The sequence below is a fragment of the Micromonospora sp. NPDC050200 genome (assembly GCF_040656135.1).
In the GTDB taxonomy this organism is placed as follows: Bacteria; Actinomycetota; Actinomycetes; order Mycobacteriales; family Micromonosporaceae; genus Micromonospora.
Genome location: NZ_JBFALG010000027.1, coordinates 66,889 through 83,677, shown reverse-complemented (window position 1 = coordinate 83,677; position 16,789 = coordinate 66,889). Strand labels below are relative to the sequence as shown.

The window sequence follows — 16,789 nt, the reverse complement described above, 5'->3', positions numbered from 1 at the left end:
GCCCCGCGGTGCCCCCCAGGGCCGGTCCCTCGCGCCCGCGCACGGGTCCGCCCCGCCGGCGGGCGAAACACGTCGCCACCCGGCCGGCCCGCGTGACACGCCCTGCCGCCGTCGGGACGGAGCGCCCGTCCCGCACGGACGGTCCGGCGCGACGGATGGCCCAGCGGCACGGCGCGTCCCGCCGAATGCCGGTGGCGCGGGGCGGGTACGTCGACAATGACCTGATCGAGTCATGGGGGTGCTGATGAACCGACCTGTCGTGGTGGGCGTCGACGGATCGCCGTCCAGCCTGGTCGCCGCGGAGCACGCGGCCCGGGCCGCCGTGCTGCGCCGCCGGCCGCTGCACCTGGTGCACGGCTACCTGCACCCGCTGGGCTACGGCGTGCCGCTCAACCCGTACGACCTGGGGGTGCCGGCGCCCACCGAGGAGGCGGCGAAGATGCTGGAGCGGACCGCGGCGGACCTCACCGGCCGCTGGCCCGGACTGACCGTCGAGGTACGCCAGGTCGCCGGCGGCCCGGGCGCCACCCTGGTCGAGGAGTCCCGCCGGGCCGAACTGGTGATCGTGGGCAGCCGGGGCCTGGGTGGCTTCGCGGGGCTGCTGCTCGGCTCGGTCGGCGCCCAGGTCGCCGCGCACGCGCACTGCCCGGTGCTGGTCGTCCGTCCCGAGGACCAGCCGATCCCGGTGGACGGGCCGGTGGTGGCCGGGGTGGACGGCTCGGAGTCCGCCCGGCTGGCCACCGGGTACGCCGCCGACGAGGCGGCCCGCCGGAAGGTGCCGCTGGTGCTGGTGCACGTCGACCAGCCGGGCGGGGACCGTCCGGTGCCGGAGGAGGTCGAGGAGTCCCAGGCCGCCTACCGGGCGGAGGCGGTGCGGCTGCTCGCCGGGGCGTCCGCCGCCGTCCGGGCCGACCACCCGGACCTGGTGGTGCGCGAGCACCCGGTCCGGGCGGCCAGCCCGGCGCAGGGGCTGGTCGAGGCGAGCGGTGAGGCCTCGGTGCTGGCCATCGGCACCCGCGGCCGGGGCGGTTTCGCCGGGCTGCTGCTCGGCTCGGTCAGCCAGGCGGTGGTGCAGCACGCGCACTGCCCGGTCCTGGTCGCCCACCCGTACGAGCGGGCCGACTGACGGTCAGCTGTCCCGACCGCCGAGGAGCTGCGCGAAGTCGGTGGTGAGGGCGAACGGGTCGGCCGGGCCGGTCGCCGGCGGTCGCCGGTCCACCTGGTCGGCCAGCTCGGCGCCCGCGCGCAGGATACGGCCGCGCAGCGCGCCGTCGGCGGTGCCGCCGGACCAGTCTTCCGGGGCGGCGAAGACCGCGGTGGGGACCACCACCGCCCGCAGGTAGCTGAACATCGGGCGGACAGCGTGCTCCAGCGCGAGCGAGTGCCGCGCGGTGCCACCGGTGGCGGCGATCAGCACCGGCCGGTCGACCAGCGACCCGGACTCCACCACGTCGAAGAAGGACTTGAACAGCCCGTTGTACGACGCGTTGAAGATCGGGGTGACCGCCACGATCCCGTCCGCGCCGGCCACCGTGTCCAGGGCCTGGCGCAGCGACTCCGACGGGAACCCGGTGAGCAGGTTGTTCACCACGTCGTGCGCGTGGTCGCGCAGCTCGACGGTGCGCAGCTCGACCTGGGCGCCGCGCCGGACCAGTTCGTCGCGGGTGGCCGCGGCGAGCTGGTCGGCGAGCAGCCGGGTCGAGGAGGGCTGGCCGAGGCCGGCCGAGACCACGGCCAGGGTGCGCCGGGTCATCGCGCGGCCTCCGCGCCGGCCAGGTCGGCGCCGTCCCGGGCGGCGAGCAGCGAGGCGTGGGTGGGCGCCTCGGGCACGTGGGCGGGACGCCGCGCGTCGAACTCCTTGCGCAGCACCGGCACCACCTCCTCGCCGAGGATGTCGAGCTGCTCCAGCACGGTCTTCAGCGGCAACCCGGCGTGGTCCAGCAGGAAGAGCTGGCGCTGGTAGTCGCCGACGTACTCGCGGAAGCCCAGCGTGCGGTCGATGACCTGCTGCGGGCTGCCCACGGTCAGCGGCGTCTCGCGGCTGAACTCCTCCAGCGACGGCCCGTGCCCGTAGACCGGGGCGTTGTCGAAGTACGGCCGGAACTCCCGCACCGCGTCCTGCGAGTTCTTCCGGACGAAGACCTGCCCGCCCAGGCCGACGATGGCCTGTTCCGGGCTGCCGTGCCCGTAGTGGGCGAAGCGCTGCCGGTAGAGCCCGACCATCCGCTGGGTGTGCTCCTTGGGCCAGAAGATGTGGTTGGCGAAGAAGCCGTCGCCGTAGTAGGCGGCCTGCTCGGCGATCTCCGGGCTGCGGATCGAGCCGTGCCAGACGAACGGCGGCACGCCGTCGAGCGGGCGCGGCGTCGAGGTGAACGACTGCAGCGGGGTGCGGAAGCGCCCCTTCCAGTCGACCACGTCCTCGCGCCACAGCCGGTGCAGCAGGTCGTAGTTCTCGATGGCGAGGGGGATGCCGTTGCGGATGTCCTGGCCGAACCACGGGTAGACCGGCCCGGTGTTGCCGCGCCCCATCATCAGGTCCACCCGGCCGTCGGCCAGGTGCTGCAGCATCGCGTAGTCCTCGGCGATCTTCACCGGGTCGTTGGTGGTGATCAGCGTGGTCGAGGTGGAGAGCAGCAACCGGGACGTACGCGCGGCGAGGTAGCCCAGCATGGTGGTGGGCGACGAGGGCACGAACGGCGGGTTGTGGTGCTCGCCGGTGGCGAAGACGTCGAGGCCGACCTCCTCGGCCTTGAGCGCGATGGCCACCGTCGCCTTGATCCGCTCATGCTCGGTCGGCTCCCGGCCGGTGGTCGGGTCGACCGTGACGTCGCCGACGGTGAAGACTCCGAACTGCATGACCAGCTCCTCGCGTGAAGACCGGGGCCGCGGTGGCCACCCGAACGCTGCTCACAACATATTTGACGAGTCAACTATTCCGTCGCGGGAGCGTCCTGAGGTGGTCCCGGTCACCCGTGCGGCGGCCTGCGGGAAGCGATATGCCTTCGAGGCATATTTGTGCCTCACCGGCATATCGCTCGCTGAGATACCGGCCAGCCAGGCACTACTCGCCGGCATGGGCGGCGTCGCCAGCGTCCGCGGCCACCCCGGGGGCCTCAGCCGCCGGCCACCGAGGGCAGCACCTGCACCTCGGCCCCGTCGGCGACCGGCGCGGCCACTCCGCCGGCGTGCCGGCAGTCCTCCCCGTCGACGTAGACGTTGACGTACCGGCGCAGCTCCCCTTGCTCGTCGCGGATCCGGCGGGCCAGCCGGGGCCAGGAGTCGGCGAGCGCGTCGAGGACCGCGCCCACCGACCCGGCGGCCTCCACGGTGAGCCGGCTCGCGCCGCCGACCTCGCCGCGCAGCGGACCCGGCACCAGCACGGTGACCATCCTCAGACCTCCGCCGCGCGGACGCAGAGCACGTCCGGCAGGTGGGCGGCGACCAGCGACCAGGAGTCGCCGTCGTCGCGGCTGGCGTAGACCTCGCCGGAGCGGGTGCCGAAGTAGACGTCGCCCGCGCCGCCGGCGCACATCGCGTCGCGCAGCACCGAAGGGTGGAACGGCTCGTCCGGCAGCCCCACCGACAGCGGCTCCCACTTGTCGCCGGCGTCGGCCGAGCGGAACACCCGGCACCGGTGGTCGACCGGATACCGCTGGGAGTCGGCGACCAGCGGGAACGTCCAGACGGTGCCGGCGCGGGACGGGTGGGCCACGATCGGGAAGCCGAAGTCGCTGGGCAGGCCGGCGGCGATGGACGTCCAGGTGCGGCCGTCGTCGTCGGAGCGGTAGACGCCGTGGTGGTTCTGCGCGTAGAGCCGCTCCGGGTTGCCCGCGTCCCGGGCGACCTTGTGCACGCACTGGCCGAACTCGGGCCACTCGTCGGGCATGAAGTACGCCCGGATGCCGGTGTTGCCCGGCGACCAGCTCTCCCCGGCGTCCTCCGAGCGGTAGACCCCGCCGGTGGACATGGCGACCAGGATCCGGCTCGGGTCGCGCGGGTGCGGAAGCACGGTGTGCACCGCCTGGCCGCCGAAGCCGGCCCCCCACTGTTCCCGGTGCGGATGGTCCCAGAGCGAGCGGACCAGCGTGAAGCTGCGCCCGCCGTCCTCGGAGCGGAACAGCGCCGACGGCTCGGTGCCCGCCCAGACCACGTCCGGCGCGTCCGCGCCGCCCGGCACGAGCTGCCAGACCCGGCCGAGGCTGGCGCCGGTGTCGGCCGGGAAGGCCACCGGCGCCTGCTCCGGCTCCGCCCAGGAGGCGCCGAGGTCGTCGCTGGTGGCGACGCTCGGCCCGAAGTGCGAGCTGGTCATGCCGACGAGCAGCCGGGGCGTGGCCGGGCGGCGGTCGACGGCGACGGCATAGACCCCGGTCATCGGGAAGTGCGGGCCGCTCACCTCCCAGCCGCGCCCGCCCGGGCTGGTGGCCAGGAAGAGCCCCTTGGCGGTGCCGATCGCGAGCAGCGTGGGCATGACCGTCCTCCGATTCGTCGGTGAGCGCGTGCGTGATTATGGCCACAGCCCCCGACAGGTATCGCCCGGCCACGCCGGGACGCTCAACCCCGCCGGCGCGGGACGTGCCGCCGGTAGCTGCTCACCGTCGGATCGCCGGTGATCCAGAACCGCCAGGCCACGTCGTGCGCCCCGGTCACCCCGACCCGGGGACCGGCGGAGACCGCGGCGTCCGGCACCGGCACCGCCGCCGGCCGCAGCCGGACCGGGCCGTCGCCGAGCAGGTCCAGACCGTACGCCGAGCGGTCGATGCCGAGGGTCGCGCAGAGCCGCGCCGGGCCGCGGGCCAGGTCGACGTCCCGGCGTACGGCGGGACGGCGGGCGCGGGCCCCCTCGACGCCGTCGACCACCTCGCCGGCGCGCAGCAGCACCGCGGCAGCCTCCCCGTCCGGGCCGGTGACCACGTTCACGCACCAGTGCATGCCATAGGTGAAGTACACGTAGGCGCGCCCGGCCGGGCCGAACATCACCGCGTTGCGCGGGGTGCGCCCCCGGTGCGCGTGCGAGGCGGGGTCGCCGGCCGTCCCCGCGTACGCCTCGACCTCGGTGATCCGGACGGTCACGCCGCCGGCGGAGAGCCGGCAGCCGAGCAGCCCGCGCGCGGCGGGCACCACCGGTCCGGCCAGCAGGTCGGCCAGCGGCGCCAGGTCGATACCGGAGGAGGTCATGCACCGACGGTACCCAGCCGCGCGTGCCACCACCCGTGTTCGCGCTTAGGTATGCCTTACCTTAGAGTGGCCCCGTGACGCACCCGCCTGACCTGCTCCCGGCCGTGTGCGCGGTGCCCTTCGCCCGCGACCTGGCCGACCACGGTGACCGTCCCGCCGTGGTCACCGCCGACGGCGTGCTGTCGTACGCCGAACTCGCCGCCCGGGTCGCCGAGACCGCGCGGCGGCTCGGCCCGCGGCGGCGGCTGGTGCTCGTCACCGGGGCCAACACGGTCGACGCGCTGGTGGGCTACCTGGCCGGCCTGCACGGCGGGCACCCCGTCCTGCTGGTGCCCGGCGACGGCCCGGCGGTGGAGACGCTGACCGCGGCGTACGACCCGGACGTGGTGATCGGGCCGGTCGACGGGGCGTGGACGCTGCGCGAGCGGCGTGCCGGGTCGGCGCACCAACTGCACCCCGACCTGGCGCTGCTGTTGAGCACGTCGGGGTCGACCGGCTCGCCGAAGCTGGTCCGGCTCTCGCACACCAACCTGCAGGCCAACGCCGAGTCGATCGCCGAGTACCTGGGGGTACGGGAGAGCGACCGGGCGGCGACCAGCCTGCCACTGCACTACTGCTACGGCCTGTCGGTGGTGAACAGCCACCTGGCCCGGGGCGCCGCGCTGGTGCTCACCGACCGCTCGGTCGCCGACGGCTGCTTCTGGGAGCTGTTCCGCCGGGCCCGGGCCACCAGTTTCGCCGGGGTGCCGTACACCTTCGACCTGCTGGACCGGGTCGGCTTCGCCGCGATGAACCTGCCGCACCTGCGCTACGTCACCGCCGCCGGCGGCCGGCTGGCGCCGGAGAAGGTGGTCCGCTTCGCCGAGCTGGGCCGGCGCAGCGGCTGGGACCTGTTCGTCATGTACGGGCAGACCGAGGCGACCGCCCGGATGGCGTACCTGCCGCCGGACCTGGCGGCGACCCGCCCGGAGGCGATCGGCGTGCCGGTGCCGGGCGGCGACCTCCGGCTGGCCCCGCTGCCGGACCAGCCGAACGGGGTCGGCGAGCTGGTGTACGCCGGCCCGAACGTGATGCTCGGCTACGCCGAGCGCCCGGCCGACCTGGCGTCGGGGCGTACCGTGACCGAGCTGCACACCGGCGACCTGGCCCGCCGCGGCGCGGACGGCCTCTACGAGCTGGTGGGCCGGCGCAGCCGGTTCGCCAAGATCCTCGGCCTGCGGGTCGACCCGCAGCGGGTGGAGGCGCTGCTGGCCGCGCACGACGTCGACGCGGCCTGCCTCGGCGCGGACGACGAGCTGCTGGTGGCGGTGGCCGGCGACGCGGACCCGACGAAGGTCCGCCGGCTGGTCGCCGGCGAGGTCGGCCTGCCACCCCGGGCGGTCCGGGTGCTGGCGCTGCCGCGGCTGCCCCGGCTGGCCACCGGCAAGGTGGACCATCCGGCGCTGCGCGAGCTGGCGGCCGGAGCGGTTGCCCCGTCCACACCGCCGGTCCCCGCCCCGGACGGCGACCTGTGCCGGCTCTTCGCCGAGGTGCTGGACCGCGCCGACGTCACCCCGGAGCACAGCTTCGTCGACCTGGGCGGCGACTCGCTGTCGTACGTGGAGATGTCGGTCCGCCTGGAGCGGGTGCTCGGGCAGCTGCCGCCGAACTGGCACACCCTGCCGATCGGGGCGCTGCCCGCGCCGCGCGGCGGGCGGCCGCGCCGCCGGCGGGCGCTGGAGACCAGCGTGGCGCTGCGGGCGGTGGCGATCGTGCTGGTCGTCGGCTCGCACATCCCGCTGTTCACCCTCACCGGCGGGGCGCACCTGCTGCTCGGGGTGGCCGGGTTCAACTTCGCCCGCTTCCAGCTCACCGACGCCGGACGGACCGACCGGCTGCGGCAGATGAGGACTGCCGCGGCCCGGATCGTGCTGCCCACGACGGCCTGGGTCGCGGCGATGCTGGTGGTCACCGACCAGTACCGGTGGAGCACCCTGTTGCTGGTCAACAGCCTGGTCGGCCCGGACGACGGGCGCACCGAGTGGCACTTCTGGTTCGTCGAGGCGCTGGTCTACATCCTGGTCGCGGTGGCCGTCCTGCTGGCGGTGCCCCGGATGGACCGGCTGGAACGCCGCCACCCGTTCGGCCTGCCGCTGGCCCTGGCCGGGCTCGGGCTGCTCAGCCGCTACGACGTGTTCGGCCTGGACGCCCGCTACGACCTGCCGACGGCGATCGTGGCGTTCTGGCTCTTCGCGCTCGGCTGGGCGGCGGCCCGCGCCGACGGGGTACGGCAGCGGCTGCTGGTGACCGCCGCCGCGGCGGCCACCGTGCCGGGTTTCTTCGGCCAGCCGCAGCGGGAGGCGTTGATCGTGGCCGGGTTCGCGCTGCTGACCTGGCTGCCGGCCGTGCCGAGCGTGCGCCCGCTGAACCGGGTCGCCGGCGTGCTCGCCGGCAGCTCGCTCTACATCTACCTGACGCACTGGCAGGTCTACCCGCACCTGCGCGACCAGCCGCTGCTGGCCCTCGGGGCGTCGCTGGCGCTGGGCGTCGGTTACGCGGCGCTGGTGAACCGGGTCGGACCGGCCCTCAACGCCGTGTTGAAAGGATTCCGTTGACAGCAGGCGGAGCGCGCAGGCCGCCGAGCAGCGCTTCGAGCGGCTGTCCGCCCGCACCGCCGCCACCGACCGAGCGGTGGCGGCGGTCGGCCGGCTTCCGGACGCCTCGCCCGCACGAGAGCGCCGTCGGGCTGGACCGGTCGGAGAGACTGGGCCGATGACCGCTGCCACCGGGAGGACGCGATGACGCGCGAGGAGATGCTGGCGTACTGCCTCGGGAAGCCGGGCGCCCGGCTGGACCAGCCCTGGGAGGGCGACGAGGTGGTGAAGGTGGGGAGCCGGATCTTCGCCTTCCTCGGCTCCCCGGGCGGAGAGGCGCGGGTGGGCGTGAAGTGCGGCCCGGACCGGGAGGTCGCCGACGAGTGGCTCCACCGGTTCCCCGACGACGCGAAGGCGTCGCCGTACATCGGGCGCTCGGGCTGGAACTCGCTGCGCCTGAACGGCGCCATCGGAGACGACGAGCTGGTGGAAGCGGTCGACGGCTCGTACGACGCGGTGGTGGCGAAGCTGCCGAGACGGGAGCGGCCGACGGTCTGAGGGTCGGCGCGCGTCGCGCCGCGCCGACCCGCCGACCTCAGCGGGGTACGACCCGCTCGCTGGCCCACTCCCGCCAGCCGGCCAGCTTGTCCGCGGCGGCGGCGAGCTGGTCGGCGACCGGGCCGGGGCCGGTGGAGCCGGGCGTGATCCGGGCGGCCAGCGCCGAGCGGACCGAGAGCACGTCGCGCACGCTCGGGTCCAGGTGCTCGCTGACCGTGGTGAGGTCGCCGTCGGAGACCTCGTCGAGGGCGCAGTCCCGGGCCACGCAGAGCGCGACGAGCTTGCCGGTGATCTCGTGCGCGTCGCGGAACGGCACGCCCTTGCGGACCAGCCAGTCGGCCACCTCGGTGGCGAGGGAGAAGCCCACCGGCGCGGCGGCGACCAGCCGGTCGACGCGTACCGTCATCGTGGAGATCATCCCGGCGAGGGCCGGCAGCAGCAGTTCCAGGGTGTCGACCGCGTCGAAGGCCGGCTCCTTGTCCTCCTGCATGTCCCGGTCGTAGGTCATCGGCAGGCCCTTGAGCATGGTGAGCACGGTCACCAGGCCGCCCAGCAGGCGGCCGGACTTGCCCCGGGCCAGCTCGGCGACGTCCGCGTTCTTCTTCTGCGGCATGATCGACGAGCCGGTGGCGAAGGCGTCGTCCAGCTCCACCCAGCCGAACTCGTGCGAGGTCCAGAGCACCACCTCCTCGCCGAGGCGGGACAGGTGCACGCCGGTCATCGCGGTGACGAAGAGGAACTCGGCGACGAAGTCCCGGTCGGCGACGGCGTCCATCGAGTTGGCGAAGGACGTGCGGAAGCCCAGCTCCTTGGAGACGGCCACCGGGTCCAGCGGCAGGCCGGACCCGGCCAGCGCGCCCGCGCCGAGCGGGCTGATCGCGGCCCGGTGGTCCCAGTCGCGCAGCCGTTCCAGGTCGCGCAGCAGCGGCTGCACGTGGGCGAGCAGCCAGTGCCCGAAGGTGACCGGCTGGGCGTGCTGGAGGTGGGTCATCCCGGGCGCGGCGGTGTCGACGTGCCGCCCGGCCTGCTCGACCAGCGCCTCGGCCAGCTCGACCAGCCGAGCGGCCACGCCCCGGGCGTGGTCGCGCAGGTAGAGCCGCAGATCGGTGGCCACCTGGTCGTTGCGGGACCGGCCGGCGCGCAGCTTGCCGCCGAGGCTGCCGAGCCGCTCCAGCAGGCCGCGCTCCAGGGCGGTGTGCACGTCCTCGTCGTCGATGGTCGGGCGGAACTGCCCGGAGGCGCAGGCCGCCTCCAGGTCGTCCAGCGCGGCCAGGATGCGGCCCAGTTCCTCGGGGTCGAGCAGGCCCGCGCCGGCCAGGACCCGGGCGTGCGCCCGGGAGCCGGCGATGTCGTACGGGGCGAGGCGCCAGTCGAACTGGACGCTCACCGACAGTCGCGCGAGGGCCTCGGCGGGGCCGCCGGCGAAGCGGCCACCCCACAGGCTCGTCCGGTTGGTGGCGGCGCTGTTCTCGGTCAGGCTCTTGTCGTCCACGCCGCCCATTGTGGTTCCCACCGCGGTCAGCCGCCCAGCCGGGCGTCCCGCGCGGCCGCCATCTTGCTCGGCAGGCCCCACAGCTGCACGAAGCCCTTGGCCAGGGACTGGTCGAAGGTGTCGCCGGTGTCGTAGGTGGCCATGCCGAAGTCGTAGAGGCTGGCCTCGGAGCGCCGGCCGGTGACGGTGGCCCGGCCGCCGTGCAGGGTGAGGCGCACCTCGCCGGAGACGTGCCGCTGGGCGTCGTCGATGAAGGCGTCCAGGCTGTCCTTCAGCGGCGAGAACCAGAGGCCGTCGTAGACCAGCTCGCCCCAGCGCTGGTCGACGCCGCGCTTGAACCGGGCCAGGTCGCGCTCGACGGTGACCGCCTCGAGCTCCTGGTGGGCGGTGATCAGCGCGATCGCGCCGGGGGCCTCGTACACCTCGCGGCTCTTGATGCCGACGAGGCGGTCCTCGACCATGTCGAGCCGGCCGACGCCCTGGGCGCCGGCGCGCCGGTTCAGCTCCAGAATCGCCTGGTACGGGGTGACGGTCTCGCCGTCGATGGCGACCGGGTTGCCGGCGTCGAAGGTGATCACGACCTCGTCGGCGTCCCGCGGCTCGGCCGGGTTCGAGGTGTAGGAGTAGAGGTCCTCGACGGGTGAGTTCCAGATGTCCTCCAGGAAGCCGGTCTCCACGGCGCGGCCCCAGAGGTTCTGGTCGATGGAGTACGGCGACTTGGCCGAGACGTCGATCGGCAGGCCCGTCTCCTCGGCGAAGGCGATGGCCTTGTCCCGGGTCCAGGCGAAGTCCCGGGCCGGAGCGATGATCTTCAGGTCGGGGGCGAGGGCGTTCAGGCCGACCTCGAAGCGGACCTGGTCGTTGCCCTTGCCGGTGCAGCCGTGCGAGACGATCGTGCCGCCGTGCTTGCGGGCCGCGGCCACCAGGTGCTTGACGATCAGCGGCCGGGACAGCGCGGAGACCAGCGGGTAGCGGTCCATGTAGAGCGCGTTGGCGCGCATCGCCGGCAGGCAGTAGTCGGCCGCGAACTCGTCGCGCGCGTCGACCACCTCGGCCTCGACGGCGCCGCAGTCCAGGGCCCGCTGCCGGATGGCGTCGAGGTCCTCGCCGCCCTGCCCGACGTCGACGGCCACCGCGATGATCTCGGCGCCGGTCTGCTCGGCGAGGTAGGGAATGGCGACGGAGGTGTCGAGACCTCCGGAGTAGGCGAGTACGACCCGCTCGGTCATGACGTGGTGCTCCCTTCAACGTTTTCTTCCCGGCGGGCCCACCCGGCGAGCTTGTCGCCGAGCGCGGCCCCGCCGACGGCCTCGCGGGCCACGACGAGGATGGTGTCGTCGCCGGCGATGGTGCCGACGACCTCGGGCAGGCCCGCTCGGTCCAACGCGCTGGCCAGGTAGTGGGCTGCGCCCGGCGGGGTGCGCAGCACGGCGATGTTGCCGCTGGAGTCGACCCCGTTGAGCAGCTCGTGCAGCAGCCGGACCAGCCGGGCGGGGGCCGCCTCGGCGTCGCGCAGCGGCCGGTGGCCGTCCTCGGGGATCACGTAGACGGCCCGCCCGTCGCCGCCGCGGGCGGTGACCGCGCCGAGTTCCTTCAGGTCCCGCGACAGGGTGGCCTGGGTGACCTGGATCCCGTCGCCGGCGAGCAGGTCGGCCAGCTCGGTCTGCGATCGGACGGCCTGGTCGCGGATCAGCTCGACGATGCGGGCGTGCCGGGCGGCGCGGGTCACCGGGGCGGTCACTGCGCCTCCTGGGTCGCGTTTGCGGGGCGCGCCAGCTCACTCCGCGCGCTCCCGGCCGCAGCCGACAGGAGAAACGTCAGCAGCGCCTTCTGGGCGTGCAGGCGATTCTCCGCCTGGTCGAAGACCGCGCTGCGCGGCCCGTCCAGCACCTCGTCGGTGATCTCCTCGCCGCGGTGCGCGGGCAGGCAGTGCAGCACGATGACGTCCGGCCCGGCGTGGGCGAGCAGCGCGTCGTTCACCTGGTACGGCCGGAACGGGGTGATCCGGTCCAGCCCGTCGTCCTCCTGGCCCATCGACGTCCAGGTGTCGGTGGCGACCACGTCGGCCCCGCGTACCGCCTCGACCGGGTCGACGAGCGCCCGGACCGATCCGCCGGTGCCGGCGGCGATCTTCTCGGCGCGGCTCAGCACCTCGGGGTCGGGCCGGAAGCCGGCCGGCCCGGCGACCCGGACGTGCATCCCGGCGGTCGCCCCGGCCAGCAGGTACGAGTGCGACAGGTTGTTGGCGGCGTCCCCGACGTACGCCAGGGTCCGGCCCCGCGTGCCGCCGCAGTGCTCGCGGACGGTGAGCAGGTCGGCGAGGAGCTGGCAGGGGTGGTAGCCGTCGGTGAGGGCGTTGACCACCGGCACGGTGGCGTGCGAGGCGACCTCGGCGATCCGGTCGTCGCCGTGGGTGCGCAGCACGATCGCGGCGACGTAGCGGGAGAGCACCCGCCCGGCGTCGGCGAGGGTCTCGCCCCGTCCGAAGTGGGTGACCTGGGTGTCCACCACGAGGGGGTGGCCGCCGAGTTCGGCGATGCCGGCGTCGAAGGAGATCCGGGTACGCAGGCTCTGCTTGTCGAAGAGCACCGCCACCGAGCGCGGCCCGGCCAGCGGCGTGTACCCGAACCGGTCGGCCTTCATCCGCGCGGCCAGGTCGAGCACCGCCGACTGCTCGGCGGGGGTCAGGTCGTCGTCCCGCAGGAAGTGCCGGATCATGCGCTGGTCTCCGTCGTGGTCGGGCTCGCGGCGGTCGGCGCGAGGTCGGCGGGCGCCGCCGCGTCGAGGGCGGCGGGCAGGGCGGCCAGGAAGGCGTCGACCTGCTCGGCGGTGAGGATCAGCGGCGGGGCGAGCCGGACCACGTCCGGCTGCACCGGGTTGACCAGGAAGCCCGCCTCGCGCAGGGCGGCGGCGACCGGGCCGGAGACGGGGGCGGTGAGCACCACGCCGAGCAGCAGGCCGGCGCCCCGGACGTCGGTGACCAGCGGGTGGCCGAGCGCCTCGACGCCCCGGCGCAGCCGCTCGCCGGTCCGCTTGACGTGGTCGAGCAGCCCCTCGCTGGCGATGGTGGCGACGACCGCCAGGGCGGCGGCGCAGCTGACCGGATTGCCGCCGAAGGTGGTGCCGTGCGAGCCGGGGGCGAGCAGCTCGCCGGCCCGGCCGAAGGCGAGGCAGGCCCCGATCGGCAGCCCGCCGCCGAGCCCCTTGGCCAGGGTCACCACGTCCGGCTCGATCCCCTCGGCCTGGTGGGCGAACCAGTGCCCGGTGCGGCCGACGCCGGTCTGCACCTCGTCCAGGACGAGCAGGGCACCGTGCCGGGCGGTGATCCGCCGCGCCTCGGCGAGGTAGCCGGCGGGCGGCGTGACGACGCCGTTCTCGCCCTGGATCGGCTCCAGGATCACCATGGCGGTCGCGTCGGTGACGGCCGCGTCGAGGGCGGCGCTGTCGCCGTACGGGACGTGGGTGACGTCGCCGGGCAGCGGGCGGAACGGGTCGGCCTTGGCCGGCTGACCGGTGAGGGCGAGCGCCCCCATGGTCCGGCCGTGGAAGCCGCCCCGCGCGGCCACCACGTGGCTGCGGCCGGTGAGCCGGGACAGCTTGAACGCCGCCTCGTTGGCCTCCGCGCCGGAGTTGGCGAAGAACACCCGGCCGGACCGGCCGGCCAGGGCCAGCAGCAGCTCCGCGAGGGCCACCGGGGGCTCGGCGACGAACAGGTTGGAGACGTGGCCGAGCGTGGCGACCTGCTTGGAGACGGCGGCCACCACGGCCGGGTGGGCGTGGCCCAGGGCGTTGACGGCGATGCCGCCGAGCAGGTCGACGTACTCCCGGCCGGCCTCGTCGACCACGACGGCGCCGGAGCCGGCGACGAGCGCCAGCGGCGGGGTGCCGTAGTTGTCCATCATGGCCGCACCCCAGCGTTCCACCAGCGTGCTCATGAACCGATCACCATCGTTCCGAATCCTTCCGAGGTGAAGACCTCCAGCAGCGTGGAGTGGGCGACCCGGCCGTCGACGACGTGCGCGGCGGGCACGCCCCCGCGCACCGCCCGCAGGCAGGCCTCCATCTTCGGGACCATCCCCGACTCCAGGGACGGCAGCAGCTTCGCCAGCTCGTCGTCGGTGATCTCGCTGACCAGGCTGGTGGTGTCGGGCCAGTCGGCGTAGAGGCCGGCCACGTCGGTGAGCACGACCAGCTTGCGCGCCTGGAGGGCGACGGCGAGCGCGGCGGCGGCGGTGTCGGCGTTGAGGTTGTGCAGCACCCCGTCGGCGTCCGGCGCGACGGTCGAGATGACCGGGATCCGGCCGGCCGCGATCAGGTCGGCCACCGCCGAGACGTCGACGGACTCCACGTCGCCGACCTGCCCGACGTCGACCGGCTGCCCGTCGACGTACGCGGGCCGCCGGACGGCGGTGAACAGCCCGGCGTCCTCGCCGGAGAGGCCGACGGCGAACGGGCCGTGCGCGTTGATCAGCCCGACCAGTTCCCGGCCGACCTGGCCGACCAGCACCATCCGGACCACGTCCATCGCCTCGGGGGTGGTGACCCGCAGGCCGCCCCGGAACTCGCTGGCGATGCCGAGCCGGCCCAGCATGGCGGAGATCTGCGGCCCGCCGCCGTGCACGACGACCGGCTTGAGGCCGGCGTACCGGAGGAAGACCATGTCGGCGGCGAAGGCGCGCTGGAGCGCCGGGTCGACCATGGCGTTGCCGCCGTACTTGACCACGACGGTGGCACCGGAGAAGCGGGCCAGCCAGGGCAGGGCCTCGATCAGCGTCTCGGCCTTGACCTGGGCTCGGGTGAGATCGGCGCTGAGGCTCATGAGGAGTACGCCGAGTTCTCGTGCACGTACGCGTGCGACAGGTCGTTGGTCCAGATCGTCGCGGCCGAGGAGCCGGCGTGCAGGTCGATCCGGATGGTGACGTCCCGGCCGGAGAGGTCGACCTTGGCGCGGTCCTCGGCGGCGGCGCCGGAGCGGCACACCCAGATTCCGTTGACCGCGACGTCCACGCCGTCCGGCTCGAAGGCGGCGGTGGTGGTGCCGACGGCGGCGAGGATCCGCCCCCAGTTCGGGTCGTTGCCGAACAGCGCGGTCTTGACCAGGTTGTTCCGGGCCACCGAGCGGCCCACCTCGACCGCGTCGTCGGAGTCGGCGGCGCCGACCACGTCGATGGCGATCTGCTTGGTGGCGCCCTCGGCGTCGGCGATGAGCTGCTGGGCCAGGTCGTGGCAGGCGGCGGTGACCGCGGCGGTCAGCTCGGCCCCGGTGGGCTCGATGCCGGAGGCGCCGCTGGCCAGCAGCAGCACGGTGTCGTTGGTGGACATGCAGCCGTCGGAGTCGATCCGGTCGAAGGTGACCCGGGTGGCGGCCCGCAGCGCGGCGTCGAGCGCCTCCGGCCCGGCGACCGCGTCCGTGGTGAGCACGCAGAGCATGGTGGCCATGGCCGGGGCGAGCATCCCGGCGCCCTTGGCCATGCCGCCCACGGTCCAGCCGCTGCCCCGGGCGACCGTGGTCTTGGGGCGGGTGTCCGTGGTCATGATCGCCTCGGCGGCGGTGGTGCCGCCGTCGCGGCCCAGGCCGCGGATCGCGGCGCGGACGCCCGGGAGGAGCTTGTCCATGGGCAGGCGCTCGCCGATGAGGCCGGTGGAGCAGACCGCGACCTCGCCGGCGCCGAGCATCAGCCGGGGGCTGACCGAGGTCAGCGCGGCGGCGGTGTGCTCGGCGGTGGCGTGGGTGTCCTGGAAGCCGGCCGGGCCGGTGCAGGCGTTGGCGCCGCCGGAGTTGAGCACCACGGCGCGGACCACGCCGCCCCGGACGACCTGCTGGGTCCAGAGCACCGGCGCGGCCTTGACCCGGTTGGCGGTGAAGACACCGGCGATCCCGGCGTCGGGGCCGTCGTTGACGACGAGGGCGATGTCGGCGGCGCCGCTGGTCTTGAGTCCGGCTGCGACACCGGCGGCCCGGAAGCCGCGGGGGGTGGTGACGGTCATGGCGCGACTCCGAACGTCGTCAGGCCGGTGGTCTCGGGCAGGCCGAGCATCAGGTTGGCGCACTGCACGGCCTGGCCGGCGGCGCCCTTGCCCAGGTTGTCGATCGCGCTGACCACGATCACCCGGCCGGAGTCGACGTCGACGCCTGCCTGGAGGTGGCAGGAGTTCGAGCCGGCCGTGGCGGCGGTGTGCGGCCAGGCGCCCTCGGGCAGCACGTGCACGAACGGCGCGTCCGCGTACGCCCGGGCCAGCACGTCGCGCGGGTCGGCGTCGCCGGTCGGCACGGCGGTGACGGTGGCGAGGATGCCGCGCGGCATGGGCGCGAGCACCGGGGTGAAGGAGAGGCTGGTCGCGCCGGTGGCCTGCTTGATCTCCGGCACGTGCTGGTGGGCGCCGACCTTGTAGGGCGACAGGTCGCCCATCACCTCGCTGCCGAGCAGGTGGGCCCTGGCGGCCCGGCCGGCGCCGGAGGTGCCGGAGGCGGCGACCACCACCACGTCGGTGGGGACGACCGCGCCGGCGGCGATCAGCGGGGCCAGGGCGAGGGTGGTGGCGACGGCGTAGCAGCCGGTGCTGGCCACCCGGGTCGCGGCGGCGATCGCCGCCCGCTGGCCGGGCAGCTCGGGCAGGCCGTAGGTCCAGGCGCCGGCGTGCGGGCCGCCGTAGTAGCGGGCCCAGGCGTCGGCGTCGTGCAGCCGGTGGTCGGCGCCGAGGTCGACCACCCGGACCGTCTCGGGCAGGGCGGCCGCGAGGGCCGCCGACTCGCCGTGCGGCAGGGCCAGGAAGACCAGGTCCGCGTCGGCCAGGGCCGCCGGGTCGGTCGCCGTGAGCATCAGGTCGAGCCCGGCGAGCTGCGGGTGTACGGCGGTGACGGGCTGGCCGGCCTGGCGGTGGGCGCTGGCGGCGACCAGGTCGAGCTCGGGGTGCCCGGCGACCAGGCGCAGCAGCTCACCCCCGGCGTATCCGCTCGCTCCGGCGACCGCGACTCGAATGCCCATACCCA

16 protein-coding genes are annotated in these 16,789 nt (G+C 74.8%); 3 read left to right on the top strand and 13 right to left on the bottom strand.

Going from position 1 to position 16,789, the window contains the following annotated elements; translation table 11 throughout:
- Positions 1-238 precede the first annotated feature (238 nt).
- Positions 239-1,126, top strand: coding sequence for a universal stress protein (locus AB0I41_RS19285; protein ID WP_357109119.1), 888 nt, complete (start codon positions 239-241; stop codon positions 1,124-1,126).
- Between the two features lie 3 nt (positions 1,127-1,129).
- Here the strand turns inward: AB0I41_RS19285 and AB0I41_RS19280 are convergent, their stop codons facing one another.
- From AB0I41_RS19280 to AB0I41_RS19260, 5 genes are all read right to left on the bottom strand, one after another.
- Entirely contained in the window at positions 1,130-1,753 is a 624-nt protein-coding gene (locus tag AB0I41_RS19280) for an FMN reductase (RefSeq protein ID WP_357109083.1), read from the bottom strand.
- Positions 1,750-2,856: an LLM class flavin-dependent oxidoreductase gene (locus AB0I41_RS19275; RefSeq protein ID WP_357109081.1), complete on the bottom strand. Its 1,107-nt coding sequence runs from the start codon at positions 2,854-2,856 to the stop codon at positions 1,750-1,752. The genes AB0I41_RS19280 and AB0I41_RS19275 overlap by 4 nt, the downstream gene beginning before the upstream one ends.
- Positions 2,857-3,113: 257 nt before the next feature.
- Positions 3,114-3,389: a ubiquitin-like small modifier protein 1 gene (locus AB0I41_RS19270; protein ID WP_357109078.1), complete on the bottom strand. Its 276-nt coding sequence runs from the start codon at positions 3,387-3,389 to the stop codon at positions 3,114-3,116.
- A gap of 2 nt (positions 3,390-3,391) precedes the next feature.
- Positions 3,392-4,468 carry an exo-alpha-sialidase gene (locus tag AB0I41_RS19265; RefSeq protein ID WP_357109074.1) on the bottom strand — a complete coding sequence of 359 codons (1,077 nt, stop codon included), beginning with the start codon at positions 4,466-4,468 and terminating at the stop codon, positions 3,392-3,394.
- A gap of 83 nt (positions 4,469-4,551) precedes the next feature.
- The gene (locus tag AB0I41_RS19260) at positions 4,552-5,175 is read right to left on the bottom strand and encodes a DNA-3-methyladenine glycosylase (protein WP_357109071.1); all 624 of its coding nucleotides are present in this window, start codon (positions 5,173-5,175) and stop codon (positions 4,552-4,554) included.
- A gap of 74 nt (positions 5,176-5,249) precedes the next feature.
- Here AB0I41_RS19260 and AB0I41_RS19255 point away from each other — a divergent pair, with 74 nt between their 5' ends.
- Both AB0I41_RS19255 and AB0I41_RS19250 read left to right on the top strand, forming a co-directional pair.
- Positions 5,250-7,769, top strand: coding sequence for a non-ribosomal peptide synthetase (locus AB0I41_RS19255; protein ID WP_357109068.1), 2,520 nt, complete (start codon positions 5,250-5,252; stop codon positions 7,767-7,769).
- Between the two features lie 183 nt (positions 7,770-7,952).
- Positions 7,953-8,306: an MmcQ/YjbR family DNA-binding protein gene (locus tag AB0I41_RS19250; protein ID WP_357109065.1), complete on the top strand. Its 354-nt coding sequence runs from the start codon at positions 7,953-7,955 to the stop codon at positions 8,304-8,306.
- 37 nt (positions 8,307-8,343) lie between these two features.
- Here the strand turns inward: AB0I41_RS19250 and argH are convergent, their stop codons facing one another.
- From argH to argC, 8 genes are read right to left on the bottom strand one after another with little or no spacing between them, the layout of a single operon-like run.
- The gene (argH, locus tag AB0I41_RS19245) at positions 8,344-9,807 is read right to left on the bottom strand and encodes an argininosuccinate lyase (protein ID WP_357109062.1); all 1,464 of its coding nucleotides are present in this window, start codon (positions 9,805-9,807) and stop codon (positions 8,344-8,346) included.
- 17 nt (positions 9,808-9,824) lie between these two features.
- Complete coding sequence (locus AB0I41_RS19240; protein ID WP_357109059.1) at positions 9,825-11,027, bottom strand: argininosuccinate synthase; 1,203 nt, start codon at positions 11,025-11,027, stop codon at positions 9,825-9,827.
- Positions 11,024-11,539 carry an arginine repressor gene (locus AB0I41_RS19235; protein WP_357109057.1) on the bottom strand — a complete coding sequence of 172 codons (516 nt, stop codon included), beginning with the start codon at positions 11,537-11,539 and terminating at the stop codon, positions 11,024-11,026. The genes AB0I41_RS19240 and AB0I41_RS19235 overlap by 4 nt, the downstream gene beginning before the upstream one ends.
- A complete protein-coding gene (gene argF / locus AB0I41_RS19230) occupies positions 11,536-12,516 on the bottom strand; it encodes an ornithine carbamoyltransferase (protein WP_357109054.1) in 981 nt (326 codons plus the stop codon). Before argF ends, AB0I41_RS19235 begins: the two co-directional genes overlap by 4 nt.
- On the bottom strand, positions 12,513-13,733 hold the full coding sequence (locus AB0I41_RS19225; RefSeq protein WP_357109051.1) for an acetylornithine transaminase: 1,221 nt from the start codon (positions 13,731-13,733) through the stop codon (positions 12,513-12,515). The genes argF and AB0I41_RS19225 overlap by 4 nt, the downstream gene beginning before the upstream one ends.
- Positions 13,730-14,617, bottom strand: a complete 888-nt coding sequence (argB, locus tag AB0I41_RS19220) for an acetylglutamate kinase (RefSeq protein WP_357109048.1) — start codon at positions 14,615-14,617, stop codon at positions 13,730-13,732. The genes AB0I41_RS19225 and argB overlap by 4 nt, the downstream gene beginning before the upstream one ends.
- A complete protein-coding gene (argJ, locus tag AB0I41_RS19215; protein ID WP_357109045.1) occupies positions 14,614-15,786 on the bottom strand; it encodes a bifunctional glutamate N-acetyltransferase/amino-acid acetyltransferase ArgJ in 1,173 nt (390 codons plus the stop codon). Before argJ ends, argB begins: the two co-directional genes overlap by 4 nt.
- Positions 15,783-16,784 carry an N-acetyl-gamma-glutamyl-phosphate reductase gene (argC, locus tag AB0I41_RS19210; protein WP_357109043.1) on the bottom strand — a complete coding sequence of 334 codons (1,002 nt, stop codon included), beginning with the start codon at positions 16,782-16,784 and terminating at the stop codon, positions 15,783-15,785. The genes argJ and argC overlap by 4 nt, the downstream gene beginning before the upstream one ends.
- Between the last annotated feature and the right edge of the window lie 5 nt (positions 16,785-16,789).